Annotated in this window: 20 protein-coding genes; 7 read left to right on the forward strand and 13 right to left on the reverse strand. The window is 38.1% G+C overall.

What is annotated here, in order from left to right:
- Window positions 1-9: 9 nt before the first annotated feature.
- Genes HBN50_RS04255 through HBN50_RS04295 form a run of 9 tightly spaced genes read right to left on the reverse strand, consistent with a single transcriptional unit; the run spans window position 10 to window position 11097 of the window.
- Window positions 10-1374, reverse strand: coding sequence for a type II secretion system protein GspK (locus HBN50_RS04255; RefSeq protein ID WP_273868201.1), 1365 nt, complete (start codon window positions 1372-1374; stop codon window positions 10-12).
- Window positions 1374-2315 carry a PulJ/GspJ family protein gene (locus HBN50_RS04260; RefSeq protein WP_273868202.1) on the reverse strand — a complete coding sequence of 314 codons (942 nt, stop codon included), beginning with the start codon at window positions 2313-2315 and terminating at the stop codon, window positions 1374-1376. The genes HBN50_RS04255 and HBN50_RS04260 overlap by 1 nt, the downstream gene beginning before the upstream one ends.
- Complete coding sequence (locus HBN50_RS04265) at window positions 2305-2850, reverse strand: hypothetical protein (protein ID WP_273868203.1); 546 nt, start codon at window positions 2848-2850, stop codon at window positions 2305-2307. Before HBN50_RS04265 ends, HBN50_RS04260 begins: the two co-directional genes overlap by 11 nt.
- Window positions 2835-3533: a pilus assembly FimT family protein gene (locus tag HBN50_RS04270; RefSeq protein WP_273868204.1), complete on the reverse strand. Its 699-nt coding sequence runs from the start codon at window positions 3531-3533 to the stop codon at window positions 2835-2837. Before HBN50_RS04270 ends, HBN50_RS04265 begins: the two co-directional genes overlap by 16 nt.
- A 4-nt stretch (window positions 3534-3537) precedes the next feature.
- On the reverse strand, window positions 3538-4005 hold the full coding sequence (gene gspG / locus HBN50_RS04275; RefSeq protein ID WP_273868207.1) for a type II secretion system major pseudopilin GspG: 468 nt from the start codon (window positions 4003-4005) through the stop codon (window positions 3538-3540).
- Window positions 4006-4029: 24 nt separating this feature from the next.
- The gene (gene gspF, locus HBN50_RS04280; RefSeq protein WP_273868208.1) at window positions 4030-5238 is read right to left on the reverse strand and encodes a type II secretion system inner membrane protein GspF; all 1209 of its coding nucleotides are present in this window, start codon (window positions 5236-5238) and stop codon (window positions 4030-4032) included.
- Between the two features lie 13 nt (window positions 5239-5251).
- The gene (gene gspE / locus HBN50_RS04285; protein ID WP_273868209.1) at window positions 5252-6985 is read right to left on the reverse strand and encodes a type II secretion system ATPase GspE; all 1734 of its coding nucleotides are present in this window, start codon (window positions 6983-6985) and stop codon (window positions 5252-5254) included.
- 14 nt (window positions 6986-6999) lie between these two features.
- Complete coding sequence (gene gspD / locus HBN50_RS04290) at window positions 7000-9333, reverse strand: type II secretion system secretin GspD (protein ID WP_273868211.1); 2334 nt, start codon at window positions 9331-9333, stop codon at window positions 7000-7002.
- Between the two features lie 27 nt (window positions 9334-9360).
- Window positions 9361-11097 carry a PDZ domain-containing protein gene (locus HBN50_RS04295; protein ID WP_273868213.1) on the reverse strand — a complete coding sequence of 579 codons (1737 nt, stop codon included), beginning with the start codon at window positions 11095-11097 and terminating at the stop codon, window positions 9361-9363.
- A 224-nt stretch (window positions 11098-11321) separates the two neighbouring features.
- On the opposite strand from HBN50_RS04295, the gene HBN50_RS04300 reads away from it, so the two are divergent.
- Together HBN50_RS04300 and HBN50_RS04305 are read left to right on the forward strand one after the other, a co-directional pair.
- Window positions 11322-13088 carry an acyl-CoA dehydrogenase family protein gene (locus HBN50_RS04300; protein ID WP_273868215.1) on the forward strand — a complete coding sequence of 589 codons (1767 nt, stop codon included), beginning with the start codon at window positions 11322-11324 and terminating at the stop codon, window positions 13086-13088.
- Window positions 13089-13093: 5 nt separating this feature from the next.
- Window positions 13094-14860, forward strand: coding sequence for a CRTAC1 family protein (locus HBN50_RS04305; RefSeq protein WP_273868216.1), 1767 nt, complete (start codon window positions 13094-13096; stop codon window positions 14858-14860).
- Between the two features lie 6 nt (window positions 14861-14866).
- Here the strand turns inward: HBN50_RS04305 and HBN50_RS04310 are convergent, their stop codons facing one another.
- Entirely contained in the window at window positions 14867-15667 is an 801-nt protein-coding gene (locus tag HBN50_RS04310; RefSeq protein ID WP_273868218.1) for a LysR family transcriptional regulator, read from the reverse strand.
- 8 nt (window positions 15668-15675) lie between these two features.
- Window positions 15676-16098 (reverse strand): HesB/IscA family protein, encoded by a 423-nt coding sequence (locus HBN50_RS04315; RefSeq protein WP_273868220.1) that lies wholly within the window; start codon window positions 16096-16098, stop codon window positions 15676-15678.
- Window positions 16099-16248: 150 nt separating this feature from the next.
- Between HBN50_RS04315 and HBN50_RS04320 the strand changes: the two genes are divergently transcribed.
- The 4 genes from HBN50_RS04320 (at window position 16249) to HBN50_RS04335 (ending at window position 20220) form a co-directional block, all read left to right on the forward strand.
- Window positions 16249-17982 carry a M61 family metallopeptidase gene (locus HBN50_RS04320; RefSeq protein WP_273868222.1) on the forward strand — a complete coding sequence of 578 codons (1734 nt, stop codon included), beginning with the start codon at window positions 16249-16251 and terminating at the stop codon, window positions 17980-17982.
- Window positions 17979-18437, forward strand: coding sequence for a YcgN family cysteine cluster protein (locus HBN50_RS04325; protein WP_273868224.1), 459 nt, complete (start codon window positions 17979-17981; stop codon window positions 18435-18437). The genes HBN50_RS04320 and HBN50_RS04325 overlap by 4 nt, the downstream gene beginning before the upstream one ends.
- A 5-nt stretch (window positions 18438-18442) precedes the next feature.
- The gene (locus tag HBN50_RS04330) at window positions 18443-19498 is read left to right on the forward strand and encodes a serine hydrolase domain-containing protein (RefSeq protein WP_273868226.1); all 1056 of its coding nucleotides are present in this window, start codon (window positions 18443-18445) and stop codon (window positions 19496-19498) included.
- Window positions 19499-19602: 104 nt separating this feature from the next.
- Window positions 19603-20220, forward strand: coding sequence for an energy transducer TonB (locus HBN50_RS04335; RefSeq protein ID WP_273868228.1), 618 nt, complete (start codon window positions 19603-19605; stop codon window positions 20218-20220).
- Window positions 20221-20223: 3 nt separating this feature from the next.
- Here HBN50_RS04335 and HBN50_RS04340 read toward each other — a convergent pair whose 3' ends face one another.
- Together HBN50_RS04340 and HBN50_RS04345 are read right to left on the reverse strand one after the other, a co-directional pair.
- Window positions 20224-20505 carry a hypothetical protein gene (locus HBN50_RS04340; RefSeq protein WP_273868231.1) on the reverse strand — a complete coding sequence of 94 codons (282 nt, stop codon included), beginning with the start codon at window positions 20503-20505 and terminating at the stop codon, window positions 20224-20226.
- Between the two features lie 69 nt (window positions 20506-20574).
- Complete coding sequence (locus HBN50_RS04345; protein ID WP_273868233.1) at window positions 20575-21219, reverse strand: 4'-phosphopantetheinyl transferase family protein; 645 nt, start codon at window positions 21217-21219, stop codon at window positions 20575-20577.
- Window positions 21220-21272: 53 nt separating this feature from the next.
- On the opposite strand from HBN50_RS04345, the gene HBN50_RS04350 reads away from it, so the two are divergent.
- Complete coding sequence (locus tag HBN50_RS04350; protein ID WP_273868234.1) at window positions 21273-21416, forward strand: hypothetical protein; 144 nt, start codon at window positions 21273-21275, stop codon at window positions 21414-21416.
- Window positions 21417-21539 lie beyond the last annotated feature (123 nt).

Consider the following 21539-nt stretch of genomic DNA (forward strand, 5'->3'; position numbering starts at 1 on the left):
TTTTCCTATTTAAATAACACGCAAATCGACGACTCGTGGTTCCATGAGAAAGACCTCTTCTTTTTCTTCTCCGGATTTGTTTGAGTTGTTATTTGTTTGACTTTGATCTTGATCATTATCCTGATTAACTAGGTCGGTTTTGTTCGTTTGAGTTTTTGATGAACTATTCTTATTATCTTTACTGATTGGTTTAGGTTTAACTGGTAAATCAATGATCGCCTCAATAGTATAAGTTGTTTCATTAGATTTTCCGGTAGAGGTCACTTTAAAAAGCTTTCCAGCAACACCTAATTTTAAACCTGCGTCATTCAGTTCTTTGATTCTTTTGTCAAAAGTTGATGAATCAACAATTCCAAGTTTCTCAACAAGGGCCTGCTTAAATTCCTCAATATTTTTAAATGGGCTTGGTTCTATCTCTTTTTCTGGATCACCATCACGGTATTTGAAAAATTCTTTCACTTGATCATCAGTAATCGAAGGGAAAATAACCTTGAGATCTCCTGCAGTGATATTGTTCAATTGAATAAAAGTAACTTCATTGACTGAAAGGCGAGGCTTAATCAGTTCAATTAGCTCATCATCCCAGCCTTGAAGAAGGTGGAGTTCTTCCAAGCTCGATAGTGGAGCATGTTTTGGGGTGATATTGTAAGAGCTGTATAAAGGCTCAATTTCTCCTAATTCAACATCTTTAAAATCACCGGGTTCATTAACAAAGAATTTAAGTTCTTTAATGAGAAGAGTAGGTCGAATATTGGCAAATTTTGTTGCAAACCTCTCGCTTGTCTCTGATTTGTTTTTAATCAAACTTTCCAGTGTTGAGATCAACTTCTTTTCGATGAGAACTTGAGGAGATTCTTTATCACTTTCACCATCATCATCTTGCGAATTTTGTGAGTTTTTGTCCGATTCATTCTCGTCTTTTTTTGGAATCCTAAGAAGATTGGGATTCAAAAAACCACTAATTGATTGCATCGAAAGGGTGATTCCTGAATTCGGGCTTAATAGAGAATCTTCTTCAAACTTTCCGATGGCCTGTTTTTGAATGACATTTGCACCATCTGGTATGGGTATAGGGTAGACAAAAGGGTAGGTTACCATCTTCTCTGCAGTTGAAGGAGGGATGACTTTCTTAATAGAAGGGTTTTTTTCAAGAAGATTCCAGGCTTCTTTGTAGACACGAAGCTTTGCTAGCGAGACGTTAATTCCTGATTCAGCATTAAGCTTAGCTTGTGCTTTATCAACGATGTTGTAGCCCTTATAAGAGTTCCACTCGTTGAGAGTCATAATTTCCATTGAAAGGAAAGTGAGTGTTACTAAGCTAATAAGAACAATAACGAGAGTAAATCCCTCTTGGTTTTTTCTAGTATTTTTCATTACTCTTCTGCGCCCCTATCCTCTTCATCTTCATCTTGGGAGAGACCATTACCTAAGAAGCCTCCATTGGCCGGAGTGTTATTTGATTTCGTATTTTTTTGATTGGCCTTCAGTGCTTTTTGGTATTCTTCCCAATCTTTCTTAGTATCAAAGTTTGGCCACTGAACGCGAAAGACACGATTAAATTCTCTTGGACCTAGACCTGGGTTACTCCAAAGAACCTTTACCTTGAAAAGTCTTGGGGCCTTACCATTGAGAAGTTTTATATTGTCGACAAATTTTCCTTTGATACCAATGGAACCTTCATCTTTTTTCCAAAATAGAAATTGAAGCTGTTTTACATTTTCAAGAAGTGTAATTTTCTTTTGAGAATCCCAGTCAAATTGAGGAGCATAGACATTCTCTGCAATAGAGGTTCTAACAATGCGTTGGTTATAGTCTTTATTTTTATCCTCATACTCATCATCAGGGCTTTTTTCCATATCTGTCACACTGTAGCGTATCCAAGAATAATTTGATTGCTTACTATTTTTTAGAACGCGCCTATGGTTACTTGTATAAATAATGAGTGTATTTTTCTCTGGAGAATCTAATAGGGGAATTGGTCTAGCGTCTTGCGCTACTTTTGGAAAAGTTTCTGAATTGTCATAGGCCTTGGCCCTTTGATCATAGGAAGAGTTCTCATCACTTGAAGCTTTACTCGATTGCTCAACTGTATAATAGAGTGGCGTGTAGATGGCATTAATGTCTTGTTGAATCTTTTGAAAGAACGATTCTACTTGATAGTAAGGAGGGTCTTCATCTGAAAGAGTATCTAAGTTTGTTGTGACTGTATCGATCGTTGAGATCATTCCCATTGATATAAAAGTAATCAGAAAAAGACCAACAAGGACTTCTAACAGAGAGAAACCATTTTGTGATGAGGATGAATTAGAGTGCATCAATTTTCACCATGGCCTTGTCGTTATAGAGATAGCTAGAAAGAGAGAAAATATTCTCGGGTTCATCAGGATCAATAACTTCGATTCGTACTTGCCAGATCATTTCCTTGATATTGTTTTTTACATTCTCCATAATCTTTTGGTTTGTCTGTGCATTCTCATCTTCATTCTGCTCATCTTTTCCTTGGATTTGGTCTAGACCAGGGATTTCAAGCCTTTTATATGTTGTCTTTATTTTATAAGTTTTTTCGTATTTGTCTGAGCCATTTTCTTCTTTGTATTCAAAATTAGTTTCTTCGGCCGTTAGAGTGAGGCGCTCATCAAATCGAGGAGGATTCTCTATGAGAAGATTCATTTGCTCTTCACAGATTGACTTCATAAGGAGCTCTTTTCTTAGTCGGTCAGATTTAGTGAGATTACTTGTTGAAGTGAAAATAAACGTTAAGGCAATGGTCGCTCCTAAGAGGAGGGCCATCAATGATTCGATGATGAGATAACCATCTTGAGATCTATGTTTTTCTATTTTTTGAGCCATTCGTTGTAGATTCCTTCTACAATTTCCCTAATTTCTTCTATTTGTTTGCCTCTAATATCATAATACCTTCTTTCTGTACGAGATGAGAAGGGCTCTATGGTTAAGGAGACTAGCTCGGAAGTTGTTCCAAGGATAATAATCCCTGCATCTTTCTCTCCATTAGGGAATGTATAAAGAGCTATTTTTCCTTCCGTTACATTAGATTTTAGCAAAGAAGATCCAATAGAGAAAATGCGTACAGTACTGGCAATTTCTACTTTACCTTCTTCAAGCTCAGGAAGGGGTTGAAAATTTTGTTCTTGTTTTTTTGAAAGAGCTAAAAGCTCTTCATCGTCCTCATCTTCATCAATTTGAAACAGCTCAGGATCTATCGTGATCTTGCTATCTGTTCCATATTGAACAGTATAGATTTGAGGCGTCGAAAGAATAACTGGGTTATCTGAGTATTCTAGGTCAGTATCGCTTTTTAAATCAAAGAAAATTCTTGTAAATGAGTTTCGATAAATTGCTTCAGATTCGCTAAGAGCAACAGCTTTTTCTAGAGTTGATGCCGCTTTATCTAGCTCGGCGCGGTCGGTATCAAAAAAACCGATCATCATCGTTGCTGTAAGTGCTAGGATAGCAAGGGCCACGAGAATCTCAATGAGCGTGAACCCTTGCTTATTTTGAACAAATTTATTCATGAAATTAGTTCGATTGCTTGTCCTTTAGGTAAACATCGGCATCTTCGCCTTCTCCACCTTCAAGTCCATCACCACCAAATGAGAAGATATTGTAGCTTCTTCCATCTGAAGTGTAGTTGTATGGAGAGTCCCATGGATCGAGAGGTACTTCACCATCTTCAACGAAACCATTTGCTGGATAGCTTCTACACTCACGTCCAGAAGTTGGTTTAGCAACAAGAGCATCAAGACCTTGCTCAGACGTTGGGTAGAAACCACATTTTCTTTTGAAGTCTTTTAAAAGACCTGAAAAAGAGTTCATTTGAATTTTAGCCGATTTCACACGACCTTCATGAAGTTGGTCAAAAATACGTCCAGCTACAAAAGTACCTGCAAGACCTAGTAGAGTAAGTGCAATCAGAATCTCGATAAGAGAGAAACCTGATTGTGAATGTTTCGCTGTCTGCGCTGCAGTTTGTTTAGCAGTATCCATGAAATCTCCTTCTTTATGAATGGATTATTTAATTGAGTTTAGTTCCATCATTGGCATGATAACGGCAAAGACGACAATGGCAACCCCTATACCCATAACTATAATCATTATAGGTTCAAGAATTGACGTGAGTCCACTAAGCTTAGAATCTACCTGCTCTTGATAATTTTCAGCAACGATTTTAAGCATAGGCTCAAGTTCACCAGATTTTTCTCCAAGAGAAATCATATGTGTCACCATAGGAGGGAAGTAACCCGATTGCGTTAAAGGACCAGCAAGAGTTGAACCTTCGGCAACGCTAACGCGGGACTTATCAATGGTTTCTTTCATGTGAACGTTACCAACAAGATTTGAAACAATTTTAAGTGATGCTAATATCGGAACACCCGAATTGAGGAGTGTTGCTAAAGTTGAGGTAAAACGTGCGATATTGATCATGGAAACAATTCTTCCCGCCTGAGGAATTTTTAAAACGATTCCATCCCAAGTTCTCTTTCCCTTTGGTCTACTTGTCCATCTCTTAAAGAGATAGAAAAAGACAAAAGGCATCGCAATAACGATGAACCAGTAATTGATAAGAAAATCAGAAATCGCAATACAAACCTCAGTTAGTAGTGGGAGTTCCATTTTCTTTTTTTGAAACATTTTAGTAATTTTTGGAATAACAAAAATAAAGATGATTAAAAAAAGTAAAAAGGCGATAGTCATCATGATCACTGGATACATGAGGGCACCTTTTACTTTTGTTTTGAGTTTTACTTGTGACTCTGTAAATTCTGCAAGTCTTAAAAGAACAAGCTCAAGAGTTCCCGAACTCTCTCCGGCCTCAACCATATTAACGTAGATATGATCAAAGATTTTAGGGTAATCACCAAGTGACTTTGCTAGGGAAGAACCTTCATTAACTTTTTGGCGAACCTCTGAGAGGACAAGTTTTAATTTTTCACTTTCTGTTTGGTCAATCAGTGCACTAAGGGCCTCGACAATTTGAACCTTGGCCTTCAAAAGAGTGGCGAGCTGACGAGTCATTAAGGAGAGATCATCTACTGAAACACCTGAGCCAAACGTTATGGTTCCAGGAGTTTTTGAAGAAGATTTCTTTTCTTTAATTTCAAGAAGCATAATCCCTTGGGCCTTCGCTTTTTGCTTAGCTTGCCCCAAATTTTCTGCTGTAATGCTTCCTTTGATATCAGTCCCTTTTTTATCGAGACCTTTAAAAGCGTATATCGCCATAGAAAATTAATCCTTATTCTTCTGTCACTTCTTCTGAGTTAATTGCTCTAAACATTTCTTCAATTGATGTATCACCTCTGAAAACTTTAACGAGGGCATCTTGGCGAAGAGAGTGCATTCCATGTTTCATTGCTACTCTTTTTATCGTACTTGCATCAGCTTTCTTTAGGACAAGTGGACGAATATGATCATCGATCATTAAGAGCTCCGATACAACGGTCATTCCACTATAACCTTTGTAGTTACAACGAGGACAACCTTTGGCCTTAAAAATCGTGGCATCATTTGGCACAGAGTGGGCACCAAGCATTTCCATATCAAATTCAGTTAGATTTGTATGAGGCTCTTTGCAATCAGGGCAAAGAGTTTGAATAAGTCTTTGAGCTAGAACCGCCGCTAGTGATGAGGCGATAAGGAATGGCTGAACACCCATGTCGATCAATCGGTTAGGAGCTGAGGCGGCATCGTTGGTGTGGATTGTTGAAAGAACAAAGTGACCTGTAAGTGAGGCCTGAACTGCCATTTCTGCTGTCTCCAAGTCTCTGGTTTCCCCAACCATGATGACATCAGGGTTTTGACGGAGGATAGAGCGAAGGGCCACTGCAAAGGAAAGCTCGATTCTAGAATTAACCTGAATCTGAGAGATTCCAGGAATTTCGTATTCCACCGGATCTTCTACAGTAATAATCATTCTATCTGGAGTGTTGATCTCATCAAGCATAGCAAAGAGAGTTGTCGTCTTTCCGTGACCAGTTGGTCCTGAAACGTAAACAACACCGTGCTTTCTCTGTGAAAGTTCAATGAGATTGTCGAGAACTTGTCCGTGAAATCCAAGAGACTTCAAGTTTAGGATCGTATTATTTTTTTCGAGAATCCTCATAACTATACGTTCACCGTGTTGAACAGGAACAGTCGAAAGACGAATATCAATGTCCTTTCCGGCCATTTTAATTCGAATACGACCATCTTGAGGAAGACGTTTTTCTGCAATATCAAGCTTGGCCATAACTTTAATACGTGAGGCCACGGCCGAATGAGTTTTGAGAGGCTGTCTTAGAATTTCGTTCATGACTCGATTGATACGAAAGCGATAAACTGATTCTTTCTCATAGGGCTCAATATGAATATCGGATGCTTTTTCTTTAACGGCCCTAAAAATAATAGAGTTTACAAAGCGAATAACAGGAGCTTCATCGGCGCCAGCATCGAGGATATCGATAGGACCGTCTAGATCAAAGCTCTCTTCAAACTCGTCTTCTAGTGTGTCGACAAGGTTCTTATTGGCCTTCTCGTATACACGGTTAATAGCATCATTTACTTTCAAAGGAGAAGAAACGATGATTTTGATTTCTTTTTTAAAGATCTCTCTAAAATCGTTGATTGCATCAAACTTAAATGGGTCTGTCATAACGACAGAAACAGAAGTTTGAGTTTCTAAAATAGGAAGAATTTCATTTTGCTTTGAGTAGTTAATTGGAATCTTATTGATGATTTCTGGGTCGATTTCATCAACTTTGATCTCATTCATGTAGGGGATTTCTACCTGATGACAGATTACTTTGATAATGTCATGTGGGTGAATGTAACTTTTCTTTAAAAGAATCTCCCCGACCATGAGTCCAGATTCTTTTTGCATATCGAGAGCTTCTTGTAATTGCTCTTGAGTTAGCGATGTATGCTTAAGGAGAAGTTGTCCAATCTTCTCCTTATGAAATTCTACTTTTTGTAAAATATTTTCATGAACCACTCGGATTCCCCTTACTACTTATTGTCTTGTGTCTTTTGAACACCAGCTTGTTTTTTAGAAATCTCTTGTGCGATATTCTTGTAATTAGGAACAATCATATTTGAACCGACATCATTATTGCCGATACCTTCTGAGTTTCTGTTCTCATCAAGAAATTTCTTATTCTCTTTTTCATCGTAGAGAGGACCATCTTTTTGTTTTTTAACTTTTTCGTAAAGACCTTTAACTGTCGTTCCAAATGGATCTTCTTCACCCATAGTGTCTTTTAAGTGGTGATGACGACGATTAAGTATATCTTGAACATTATCAGCTGCACCATAGTAGCTTGAAACAATTCTTGGAGTTAGGAAGAAAGTCATATTAACTTTTTCAATTCTATTGTCATAGTTTCTAAAGAGCCATCCAAGGACAGGAATATCTCCAAGAAGAGGAACCTTGCTTTCTGTTTCAGATTCTTTATCTCTCATGAGACCACCCATGGCGATTGTGTCTCTATCTCTAACAACAACACTTGTAACAGTTTTTCTTGTCGTCGTTGCAACACCTTCCGATCTAAGACCATCTGGTAGGGCACGGTTAGAAAAATCATCAATTTGTTGGTCAATTTTCATTGTGATAACTCTTGTTGCCTTGTTAATTTGTGGCGTAATTTTAAGAGTTAGAGCAACTTTTTGTTGTTTTATCGATACTGAACTTGATCCGTTGGCAGCATCTGTTCTCTCTGGAGTTGGAACTGTTTCACCAACTTCAAAAACACCTTCTGTATTGTCGAGTACCATTAGAGCAGGTGTTGCAAGGACGTTTGTATTACCATTGTTTGCAATGGCCCTAATGAGACCGTTGATTGTCTTAACTTCGACATCAACTCCATTCACTTGAGTTGTGACTTTACTTCCGATTCCACCACCGATAAATAGACCACCAAGGCTTGTAAATTGTCCACCAATAAGGCTTAGAAGATCTTGTGAACCACCAAGGAATCCCGCTCTATCAGCATTTCCTGAACCGTAAGCACCGATGATATTAACACCGTATCCTTTGTTTTTAGAAAGATTCGATTCCATAATAAGACCTTCAACAAAAACTTGGTCAGATGGAATATCGAGTTTCTTAATAACAGACTTGATAATCAGGTAGTCTGTAGGCGATGCCGTTACAACAAGCGCGTTATTTTCTTTATCTGAAGTAATCTTAACATCGTTAGCAAATAGTGAGCTTGATGAGTCATTACTTGAAAACTTTGAAAATCTCGATGTTGCCTTTTTCGCTGATTGCGTGTTTGAGACAAGAGAAGAGAGAGTTTTTGAGATCGCCTCTGAACTTTTGTGGTTGAGGTAGTAAACGTGAATCTGACCAGACTGAGAAGAAATGGTCTTTTGATCAAGTTTATCAATAAGTCTCTTAAGTTGGTTCGCTTCATCTTCAGTTGCCATAGCAATGATAGAGTTTGTTCTCGGTTCAGCAGTAAGTTTGATATCTGAAATTGAGCGAGTTGAACTAGAACGGATTCTTTTCGTCTTAGCTGAGTCACCCTTTAAGATACTGTCGAGAAGTTTTGCAATCTCTTGAGCAGAAGAGTTCTTAACAGGGATAATTTGAAGAGACTCTTCGTGGCCAGGGACGTCAATGAAACGAATCAGTCTTACAAGTCTGTTAATATTTGTCCCAGAATCTTGAATGATAATTGTATTAGTTTGTTTGATTTCAATAATACGTCCATAACGTGACATGAATGGTCTAAATGATCGAGTTAACTCACTTGAAGAGACGTTTTTAAGAGGAATAATTCTCATTGAGAAGTTTTCCGTCTCTGGAGTATATTCACCTGTATAGATTTTTGTAGGCGTGTAGCGGATCTCTCTGGTTTGTACAATCTTATAGAAAGCTCCAGACTTAACAAGAGTGTAGCCTTTCATGTTGAGGGCCGTAAGAAAGGCCTTCCACGCATCACCAACAGTAATAGGCTGAGGCGCTGTGATCGACACTTTACCCTTAAGGTCTTTGTCCATAATCAGGTTGATACCAGTTAACTTTTGCATATGCTTTGTTAATTCTTCCAGGGAAGTATCTTCAAAATCAAAAGTTGTAATAACCTCTGGACCAAATGCTGTTTCAGGGTTGAGGTTAACGTACTTGCTATTTTTAGCAGGTAGATCGCCTTGGATATCTGATTTATCTCTGCCAAAAGCATCTTTACCTGAATCGGGAACAAGTGTGCTCACTGATTTAGGGTTCGAATCAAATTGAGTCTTTGATTCATACTTTTTGAAGCTTTGGGCATAAGCGTTTGGCGCTAAAATAGCCGCAACTGTTAGGGTAGTTGAAAGAGAAATGAATTTCCTTTTCATGTGCACACGATCCTTCGTCATATTTTTCTATTCAAAGTTATAATCAAAAACTTGATCTACTCCATCACGCTTGACGCTAATTGAGTATTTATCATTATTCTTTAGCTGACCAAATAAGGCCATGAGCTCATTAATATTAGAGTACTTTTTACCATTGATGGATGTGATGATATCTCCATTTTGTACATTGAGTTGAGAGAATGGACTTCCTGGTACAATCTCAACCATTTTAAATGAAAGTGTTCCATCTGGGTTTTTAATTGGAATAGCTCTCGCCTGTGTTAGGAGAGTTCCAACATTTTTGAGCATTTGGTCACGATAAGATTTTTTTATCGTAAATGAGTTTCCTGTTTGCTTGATACTGTCATTTTTAGTTTCAGCAATAAGTTTAGATCCGACTTCAGGGGATACAACTTTAATAGGCTTTAATCTCTCTTTACTCTTTTTACTCTCAATATATTCACATTCACCACTTCTTAGATTTTTAAAGATCACTCTTGCACTGTCAATCTTTCCAATCTCGGCCATTCCGTTAATTTTGTCACCTTCATAGAGGCTGAGCATCTTTCCACGGTTTTGAACTGAGGCGATCGATTTCACAGAGTCCTGAAGAACAATCGTATTAAGCAGTTTAAGTGGTAGGGCGCTTTTTGTTTTTGCGTTGTGGCAAATGAGGTCTTCGTCAATTTTAACAGGTCCCTTGGGCCCCTTTGGTACGTTGCTTTCGTTTAGTTTGATGTTGAAAGGGTTGGTCCTATCGAGAACTGCTACTTCTTGACGCCACAACACTCTTTGATCAGCGCCAAGAGAAGGGGCAGAGTCTTTTTTCTCTGAGCTTACTTGCTTTTCAAGAAACTGAGAGGTGAGGCTCCCACCAACATAAGAGGCGACGACAACACTTGAAACAAGGAATCCCTTGTGAATGGCCGGTCTTAATTCTGGTGAGTAAAGTGTTTTCATAATGTCATCAAATGTTAGACTTTTTAGGTCTATTTTATTGGATAACATTGTCAAAGATGAGATTTTCGAGTCAGATTCTTGTGAATTTTTTGAAAGTAGAGACTTTATAGAAGCAAGCGCTGCTTGAAAAAAGTTGGCCTTTTCTCCTTCGTCTTCTAATTCATCATTGATATCAATAACAACTTCTTCATCGTCAATTGATGAGAGAACTAATTCATCTTCAAATTCATCATATTCTTCATCTTCATGAAAGTTTTTATGTTCTTGTTCCTGCGCTTGGCTTAGAACTTGATCAATTGAAGGAATTTCCTCATGAGTCTCAGTTGTTGAAGGGGAGTATTCCTGAATTTCTTCAGGTCTCGATTGCATGAGCTCTTCAAGCCCTTTGTCGATATCTTCGTCGCTTGGTGTTTCAAAGTCTGGCGGAAGATCCTCAAGTTCTGTTGAGTCCGCAAACTCTAATTCACCTCTCGATTCTAGTTCACTGAGAGCGTGTTCAGCTGTTTGCCCGTCTGCAGTTGGATCAAAATCTTCATCATCAACAATAAAAAATTCTTCTTCAGAACTGTCTGAGTGTTCATTAAGTTCAATTTGGTCATGCTCTACAGGCTCTTCAAGAGTATCATCGATAATGACATCAGAAGATTCATCCATTTGTATTTGGATTTCCTGTGTCTTTTCAAGGGCCTCGAGGTCCTCGAGTTCGTCCTGATTTTCTTGGTCGTCAAACTCGTAACCCTCTTCTTCATGGGCTTCGGCATCACCTTTTTTGAATTTATTTTTTAACTTGTCTAAAAACTTCAAACGGTTCTCTTTTGTTTTCGAAGAAAAATTATCGATTTCTATTATACTATACTATTTTATTTTAAGCGACTTAGGGGTCTCCCTTCAAGTGTGAAGGTAAAGGAAAATTATGACACATAGAAAACCGTGTAAAAGTGTCGGGAATATTTTTATGTTTTCATATTTCCTAGTCCATTGCTACAATAATGATAAATCGAAATAATTCTAACCATGAAGGACTATGTATGACGGATAAAAAAGAACCGGTATTAGATTCAGTTGTTGGATCTCTTTTTTATGGAGAAGTGGATGAAGCTGCCGTATTCCCATTTCCTCATTTCAACGAAGAACAAGTTGAGATGGCCAAAGAGATGACTTCTGCTGTCGCAAAATTTGGCGAAGATAATATTGATGGAGAAAAATTTGATCACGAAGCAGTGATTCCAAAAGATGTCATTGATGGACTTGCGGCCTTGGGGCTTTGCGGTCTTGGTGTAGCTGAGGAACATGGAGGAATGGGGCTAGATTATTCTCTTTATTCTCGTGTTTTTGCAGAAGTTGCTTCAATGGACGGTTCAACTGCGACAATGCTTGGTGCTCACCAGTCGATTGGTTATCGCGCTCTTTTAAATGAAGGTTCTGATGAGCAAAAAGAAAAGTGGCTACCAGTTCTTGCTAGTGGTGAGAAACTTGCTGCATTCTGCTTAACTGAACCAGGGTCTGGTTCTGATGCTTATTCAATTAAGACTAAGGCCGTTAAAAATGATGACGGAACTTATACGATCACTGGTCAAAAGCTTTGGATTACAAATGCTGGATCAGCTGATTTCTATTCAGTATTTTGTAAAACTGATCACGAAGTGAATGGGGAAGTGAAAGAGAAGATTTCATGTTTTATCGTTGAAAAAGATATGGAAGGTGTCTCTTTTGGTGAAAAAGAAAATAAAATGGGAATCCGTGCTTCTGAAACTCGTGCGGTTTACTTTGATAAAGTCGTCGTTCCTGCATCAAATATGATTGGTGAGCCTGGTAAAGGTTTTAAGATTGCAATGAACGTTCTCAATTCTGGTCGTCTTTCTCTAGGTGCTGGATGTGTTGGTGGAATGAAGACGATTCTAAAACTTGCAACTGAACACGCTAAAGGAAGAAAGCAATTTGGAAAATCAATTGCTGAATTTGGAATTATTCAAGATAAGCTCTCTTATATGGCCGCTCGTTGTTATGCAACTGAATCAATTGTTTACATGACAACTGGAAATATGTGTAAAGGTCTTAAAGACTATTACTTAGAAACAGCAGTATGTAAGATCTATGGTTCAGAATCTCTTTGGACTGTTGTAGATACTGGAATGCAAATTGCTGCTGGTAACGGTTATATGAAAGAATACCCATATGAAAGAATTATGAGGGATTCAAGAATTAACCTTATCTTTGAAGGAACAAATGAAATTCTTCGTTGTTTCCTTGCTCTTTCTGGAATGAAAGGTCCAGCTGATGGACTGAAAGAACTTGGTAAGGTTGCCGATGTTTCAAAAGCTCTTCAAGATCCAATTAAGTCTCTTGGTGTTCTTACTGACTTCGCTAAAAAGAGAGTTAGCCGTGTAATGTCGAAGACTCTTACTGGTGTTCATCCAGAACTAGAAGACTACGCAGCAAATTTCTCTGGCATGTTAGGTGGATTTGCTAACCAGGTTGAAAATACTCTTATTAAATACGGTAAGAAAATAATTGATCATGAACTACCTCAGCAAAGAATTGCCGACATGGTTATTAATCTCTATGTCATGATCGCCGTTATGTCGAGAACGACAGCGATTCTCGAAAAAGATGATGTTGCTCAAGATAAAAAAGACTATGTTCTTGGACTTGCTAAGATTGCTCTTAAAGAAAGTCGTAAAAACTTTGTGAACAATCTAAAGTCAATGCATAAGAACAATGACAAAACTGTTGAGAAGGTAAGTAAGTCTGTTTGTGACTACGATGGTTACGGACTAGATATTATTGATTACTAAAAATTATGAAAAAAATTGCATGGACGCTTGCTCTCACACTAGGACTGATCTCATGTTCTAGTGTGAAAGAGCATTTTAAAAAGAAACGTGAAGTCAAAAAGTCGCGACGAACTGTTCGCAACTACGGACCTGTAGAAAAAGAATCTCCAACATTTAAAGATGCGACAAAAGAGCTAGGACTTGATGGCCAAAGCGCTATCCATCTTTATGCCGTTGATTTTGATGGTGATGGTGATACAGATCTTGTAAGTCTTCCCTCTTATTATTCCGCTCCACGCTTTTTTAAAAGAACGAAAAAGGCCAGATTTACTCAGGTTGAAAGTCCTCTTCCTGAAGGTGTTCAGGCTTCTTATTTAATTTTTGCCGATTTTAATAGAGACGGCCTTTACGATCTTATCGTAGGGGTTCTCAATCAAAAAACTGAACTGACTCCTCGGGCGCTTCGAATCTTTGTCGGCCGTGCTCCTGATAAGAACAATCCTCATTTTCGCTATGAAGAATTTGTTAATCCAGTCGATAGGATGAAGTTTAATCCTACTTCTTCACTCGCTATTTTAGATTACGATCTCGATGGTGAGTTGGATGTATTTGAGGCCAATTGGTTTGATCTAAAGGAGAACCCTCCTGGACTTGTGACAAATCGAATTTTTAAAGGACAATCGGACAAGACTAAGCAGGCAAAGGAAGTAACTTATCTTTTAGAAGATGAATTAAAATTTAACGAAGATGAGAAACGTTTTGTTAATGCCCGCCCGACATTTGGTGTGGGGATTTGTGATTTAGATGACAACGGTTACCCCGATATCATGACATCAAATTCAGATGGTCATTTGAATAAATTATGGATGAACCTCTATGATCGAAAAAATAAAGATCGTATCTTTAGAGACTACGCAGAGAGTTCAGGGTTTGCTCAAGATGATCTTGGTAAATTAAACCTAAGAGGTGGGGGAAATAGCTTCTTTGCCGTTTGTAATGACTATAACAATGATGGGATATATGACGTTTTAACAGGTGAGTTAACTCGAAGTATCGATAATGAAACTCGTGATAGATCGAGTGTTCTAACTGGTGCTTCACCAAATTTTCCACCAAAGTTTATTCGAAGCGAATATTACATGAGTGATGGAACACTCAATTGGAATCAAGGGGATCGACGCGCTATTTGGGCCGACTTTAATAATGATGGACTCAGTGATGTGCTAGTTGAAAATTCAGGTTTTCCTCCTCACTCAAGACTCATTCTCTTTGAACAAACAAAAGATCATGAGCTCGTAGATAAGGGAAAGGATTATGGGATCGATTTAGTGAATCCTTCCGGAATAATTTCACTTGATATTAATGGTGATGGGAAGATGGATTTTATCTCGGGGCAATCTTCATTAAGGGCCCATGGAATGAAGCCACGTCTCTATGCATTCATCAATAAAACAGAGAATAAGAATAAAGGATTGCGTTTTTACTTAAGAGGTAAAAAGGCCAATACTTTTGGAATTGGAGCAACAGTTGAGCTTGTTTCTAGTAAGAGAACTCAAAAGCGTTTTGTTGAGTATTCCAATGGAAACCTTCCATCTCAAAATGAGGAAGGGATTCACTTTGGGCTTGAAGAAGGTGAGAAGGCAATCGAGCTTCGCGTTCGTTGGCCTTATTTAAAAAAGGGCAAACCACAGCGCTGGGGCTATGATCTAGAGAACTCAAGTAAGAGTTATCAGCAGTTCACTGTCTGTGATAATGGAAAGTTGGCCAAGGGTCGAGTAAAGTATTGTCGCTAAAGTGGCCTATGGACCAGGCATGACTTGAAGTAGCTCTCTAATTTGCTTAGGCATTGTTTTATAATTTAGTGTCGTTAAGTAGATCTCAGACTTTGGTAATTCTGGCATTTCTGTAATCACAAGATTATCAGTTTTCTTAAGAACGTGGTCAGGGACCACGGCAATTCCAACATTATTTTTTACAAGATTAATGATCGTTGAAATAGAATCAACATTAGTGATGCGCTCGCTTCTTTTCTTTGTTACCGAAAAGAGGTTGTCACCCTCTGAGAATGTGATCCAACGGTATTCGTGAAGCTTTTGAAGATCAACTTCGCTCTTAGAGATTAAGACCAATTTCTCATCAAAGAGTTTTAAAGAAGAGATTAATTCTGATTGAATATTCTCAATTGAGAAAATCGCATCAAATCGTCCTTCTTCCATTCCTTTTCTAAGTTCTGGGATATCGGCGATATGAATGTTCATATTGCGATCATATTTTTTGTAAAACTTCACGAGCACAGGATTAAACCAGGTCTTGAGAAGACCGTTAAGAATCCCAATTTTAAGAGGACGGTTGTCTTCTTTTTCGAAGATATTCGAACTTACTTGGTCAAAGCTTGTTGCCGCAATAAAAAGTTCTTTTCCCTTGTGAGTGAGAAGAACCTTTTTCGATGAACGAATGATAAGCTCTTCGCCAACACTTTCCTCGAGGAGTTTTATCTGTCTAGAGACCGCCGATTGGGCAATCTTAAGCTCTTCAGCGGCTTTAGAGAAACTTTTATTTTCTGCCGTTAAAATGAAGGCCTTGAGATAGCGATAATCCATGAATTATCCTATTTCGTGAGTTCTTTTAGAGGAGGGATCTTCGTTTCGTCTTGGCGCCAAAACTTTCCCTTGTAGAGATCTTGTGAGTGATTTGTAATAACAAAGCCCTCTTGGTTTTCTTCAAGATTTTGGATGAACTCTACAGTCGTTTCACCGAGATAGAATGCAGCAAAAGGATCAACAATAATTTCTAGTTCTGTTTCATTGTTTTGAACTGGAACAATAAAGTCATCGTCTTTTAGATCTGTGAAACCTGCAGAATAAGTGAACCCATCACACTTTTTCCCAGAGATTAATAAGCGAAAATATTTTCCTTTAAGAGTAAAGTCATTATCTATAATCAACTCTAGTTCTTGGAGGGCCCTATCAGTAAATGTGATAACGGGAGGAACGATAAGTTCTCTTTTAATCTTATTTTGGGTTTCGAGCATAATTCACCTGTGGGTTGTGATTTCGATAGCATAGGCGAGTCCCTCTTGTTGAGAGAGTATGTTTTTTCGACTATGATGCAATCAAGTTCGGTTTTAGTATCGAACGCGAATCTATTTTACAAGCAAAAATTATAAAAGAAGGAAGACTCTATGAAACTTTCCTATAAAATCGCCATAAAAAACCCTGAAAACCATATGTTACAGGTCGTCATTCATGGACGCAAAGGGCCAGAAGAAAACGAAATTTCTTTTTTCCTCCCTAGTTGGTCGCCAGGTTCTTATTTAATGAGAGAGTACGGAAAAAATATTCGTACATTTAAGGCTGAAATCGCTAATGGTGAAGTTCTTTATCATGAGCAAGTTGATAAAGGAGTATATCGCTTGGACTGGAATAAGAGCCAATTGAATACGCCTTCAGACGAGTTTCAAATCACCTATGAGATTTACTGTCATGAACTCACTGTGAGAACTTCTCATATCGATCGCTCTCACGCATTTATTCATGGACCTAGTGTCTTTATGGGTGTTGTTGGTAAAGAGATAGAAGGGCCTACTTTAGAAATTGAATTTCCTCCACTTTGGTCTAAAGTGACAACGGGTTTAAAAGATATTTCAACAAAGAGAGAAGTGTTTCTCTATCAAGCTAAAAACTATGATGAATTGATTGATACACCTGTTGAAATTGGTTGTCATGAAACAGATGGTTTTCGCGTTGAGGGAATTGATCACGAACTCGCTTTTTACGGGGGAACCTTTCCTCATAAATGGGAACTAAAAGAAGATATTAAAAAGATCGTTGAACACGTTTCAAAGACAATGAGAGATATTCCTTATGATAAGTACACGTTTATCACTCATTATGGCCCTGGTCTCTTTGGTGGTCTAGAACACTTAAATTCGACGGCCCTTCAGTACTGCTCGCGTTCAATGACTGAGAGAAAGAAATATGTGGGCTTTTTAGAGCTCGTTGCCCATGAGTACTTTCACACGTGGAATGTAAAGCGTATTCGACCAATTGAACTTGGTCCTTTTGATTATCTCAATGAAGCTAAAACGAGAATGCATTGGTTAACTGAAGGCCTAACATCTTTTATGGATCAGCTCTTTATGTATCGATTGGATTTCGTTACTTTAGAGGAGTATCTCGAATTGATGAAAAAGAATCTCAATCGCTATTATTCAATTCCTGGTAGAAAGTTTCACTCACTTGAAGATTCATCTTTTAATTCTTGGATCAAACTTTATCGTCCAGATGAAAACTCTAATAACTCATCAATTAGTTACTACCTTAAGGGAGGGCTTGTCTTTTTTGTTCTCAATATCATGATGAATGAAAAAGGAAAGTCCATTACAGACTTATTAGACGCTCTTTGGGATGGCTTTAAGAAAAGACCTGAACAAGGTTATGTTAAAGAAGAAGTTTTAAAAATGATTACAGATATCGCTGGAAAGGATGTTTGTGATTACTTTGATACAATGATTTCAACAACCAATGAAATTGATTTTGAGGCCTTCTTCAATAAAGCAGGTATTGAAGTAGAGTGGGAGAGTGCTCCAAAGGTATGGCTTGGACTCACGCCTAAATTTCTCACTGATCGCGTTGTCATTTCCCAGGTTGCTCTCGATGGCCCAGCTTATAAAGGTGGACTCAATGCAGGAGATGAAATTCTTGCGATTAATGGTCTTAGAACTTTGAAAGATGGCTTTAATGATTATGAAAGCTATATGAGTGCAACTGATTCATACACGTTCACAATTTCTAGACTTGGTTATATTCAAGATGTTGTTGTTAGCCCTAGTGCAGGTCCTAAAATGATCAAAGGTTTCAAGGTTGTCGATAGCACAAAGGCCAGTCAGTGGTTGAAAGCGAGAATGCCACAGTGATAAGAGATAAATTTTGGGAAAAATATAAACTAGATGAACTAAACCAGCAGGAGTGGGAAGCTCTTTGCGATGGTTGTGGTCGCTGTTGTTTAGTAAAATTGGAAGATGAAGATACAGGAGAGGTACACTATACCTCGATTTCTTGTCGTCTACTTGATCCTGAGACTTGTCGATGTACAAATTATGAAAAGCGCATGACCCTCGTTCCTGGGTGTATGAAGCTTGGTCCAAATTCATTTGAAGAGTTCTCTTACCTTCCTAAGACTTGTGCTTATCGTAAATTGCATGAAGGTGAGCCACTTGAGCCTTGGCATCCTCTTATTTCAGGAACACAAGAAAGTGTTCATAAATCAGGTGTATCTGTCGCCTACAAAGTCTTTCCTGAAAACAAGGTGATTGTTGATGATATTCAAGACTTTGCAATTGATTTTGATGATGATCTTGAAGAGGAGTAAGTAAATTGAAAAAGACTTTGTGTTTGTTGATACTTTCCCTTGTTAGTTTGAATAGCTTTCCTACTATGATTGGTCATAGTTATGGGAAGTTTGAAAAGGGAATCTTTAGTGAAGTCACTCATGGCCTACGCGCATACAAGCATAAAGAGAAAATCAAAAAGAATGACCCCTTTCATTTAGGTTCAAATACAAAATCAATGACTGCCTATATGGTGGCAAAGTTAATTAATCGCGGAGATCTTAGTTTTGAAACAAAGATTTCTCGTATTCTAAAAATGAAGATGCACGAAAGTGTTTCGTCAATTACGATTGGCGAGCTTCTATCCCAGCGATCAGGACTCGTTATCGATCTTCTCTCTCTCGATAAGGGAGAGTTTTTTAAGTCATTTTTAAAGTCTAAACTCTCTGGCAAAGAAGATCGCAAGAGACTTTTAAGCCGAGTGCTTTCTATGAAGGCCACGGGAAAAAAGGAATATCACTATAGCAATATCAATCACATTATTTTGGGCCATATCTTAGAGATTGTTCACCAAAAAGATTTTGTAGATATTTTAAAGAGTGAGCTCTTTATTCCTCTTAAGATGGAAGGTTGTGGTCTGGGTGCTCCTGGAAAAAGTAAGCGCTCTCCCGATGCCCCGTGGATGCACTATCAAGTGGCGAAAAAGATTTACGCTCTTCCCCCTGGGCCTTTAAGTGATAACCCGAAAGTTTTTTCTCCCGCCGGTCGAGTGCATTGCCCACTTAGTTCTTGGGCAAAGTTCTTAGAAGAGACCATGCGTGGAATTCGTGGGGACAGTAAGACATTTAAAAATGCTGTTCGAGTTGTCTTTTATTCTACACCTAAAAATTCAACTTATTCTTATAGTGGATTTATTAGTGTGTATCGAGGGTGGGCCAGAGGTTATGCCTATATGCACTCAGGTTCGAACACTTTAAGTTCTTCCCTGGTATGGCTTGCTCCAAGCTTAAATCGTTTCTATGTTGTCGCGGCCAATAGTGCTTTCGATGATTTTCATAGTGAACTCGATAAAATTATTGGAACTATGATCGAATCTCGTTGAGATTTGTCACACTAGTGTCATCATAGTGAATTTATTTGAAACTCTATTTACAAAAAACTGATTTCATGAAATAAGTTTGATGACTCAAACTTTTAGAACGAATTATGGAAATTGAACATCGCCATTCATTATTATTTTCAAAACTTATGAAGATAAGTCTCTGTGTGGTTGTTCTCTTTCACAGTGGTATTTTATTCTATCAAAAACGAGATCTCATTAAATCTATCGTCTATTCAAAAGATAATTTCCAAAAGAGCCAAGAGCGCACTGTCGTTCACTTTGTCGCACCTAAAAAGGTTCAGCCAATACAAAAGTTAAAAAAGAAGGCCAAGACAAAGAGTGTTCAAAAAAAGAAAGTACAAACACCTCCTAAGAAAGTAACGAGGGCCAATAAGGCAAAGAAAGAAGTTAAAAAATCTGCTGGGATCAATACTCTCGAAGCAAAATTAAAATCACAGATCAAAGATCTCATTCTTAAAAACCGCTATTATCCTCGTATGGCAAGACGTCTTGGTCATGAGGGCGTTGTCGAGGTTAAATTTACTATTGGTGTCGATGGAAGGTTGGTTGAGCTTTCTTTGGATAAAGAAAGCCCTTATGGAACGCTCAATAAAGGGGCAATGCAGACCATCCGGAATATTGATCGATTCCCTGTGGAAAAAGAACTCTTCTTGAACAATCGCTATACAATAACTGTTCCTATTGAATTCTCTCTTGAGTGATTTCTATTTTTCTTTTTTAAACCACTCAAATCCTTGGTTACAACCAAGAACATTAATCTTCTGGTCGCCATCCCAAGAGAACTCACATTCAATTGTTCTTTCGTTACCATAAGATTGAACAGTTAATTCTGCTCTGTAGTTTTCATTTTCTAGAGGAAGACATTGGTGAATGACTACACTTGAATCAAAGCGAATTTTATCTTCGAATTGTTGATAGAGGTGAGTGCAATCTAGTGCCATTGAATTCAGTGAAAGAATGAATCCAGCAAGTAGTGAAAACTTCATTTTATCCCCATAGTGATATGTCATCTAACGATGAGGTTTTTTATCGTTTTCAATAGAAATGGTCAAGTATCAATCGATGGTGACATCGGCCAAGAGAGCAAAGCTAATGAGAAGTAAATCATCTGCCCTAAGCTCGTAGGCGTAATCAACCATTCCAAGGGCCCTAGAGGGGTTGGAAACCAGACCAAAGTGAGAGTCGTTAATCCAAAGGTCTTTTAGGACAAATGTCTTCTCCTGTAAGGTTTCGATATAGGGAGAGAGTGCTTTGAACGCCGCCTCTTTTAGAGACCATAGAAGAAGGGGGTCTGCTTGTAGTTCGAGAGAGTCGTGGTCATTAAAGTAAAATTTATTGATACCTTCTTTGACTTTTCTTTCTCGAAGTTCAATATCGATTCCAACGCTGATGAAATCACCTTTTTGAACCACGAGACCTACACCATGACCATCTGTGTGAGAGAGTGAGGCAAGTAGCTCTTGATTGTTTTCAATGTGAAGGTGGCGCTCGATTTTAACATCTTCTGGTTTCACTTGAATATTGATTGTCTCAAGGGCACCACTAAGGGCCTTCCTCGAAAGAAAGTGGCTCCAATCGTGCACAGGGGTTTTCTTTATTCCCTGAAAGCTTTCTGGCAGTGTTGAAAGTAATTCTTTTGACTCAATACAATATACAATATCCATAAGTTTTATATTGCTAAAGTCTGCGTTATTTGTCATAACTTTTTTTAGATTATCTTATAAATATTTAGTTAAATTCTCAGGAGTTGCTCATGCTACCTCACGAAGTTCAAGCGCTAGTGGCGAAAGTTGCATTTTTACTTGTTGCGACATCTCTTTTATGTATGAGTAAAGCAAGAAGTGAAGAAATCTCTTTAAAACCTGCTGTCACTTTATCAACTCAGATTTCTAAGTAATCTCTCGGTCTCACTGACTTTTGATTCATTAGCGAGAGTTTGGAAAACCCTAATTAACTTCATTTTTTCTCATCAATTTCAAAACCTTATAATAATTTTAAAATGATTAAGAAATCTAGTTTC

It is taken from the genome of Halobacteriovorax sp. GB3, assembly GCF_028649655.1.
Lineage (GTDB): Bacteria > Bdellovibrionota > Bacteriovoracia > Bacteriovoracales > Bacteriovoracaceae > BSW11-IV.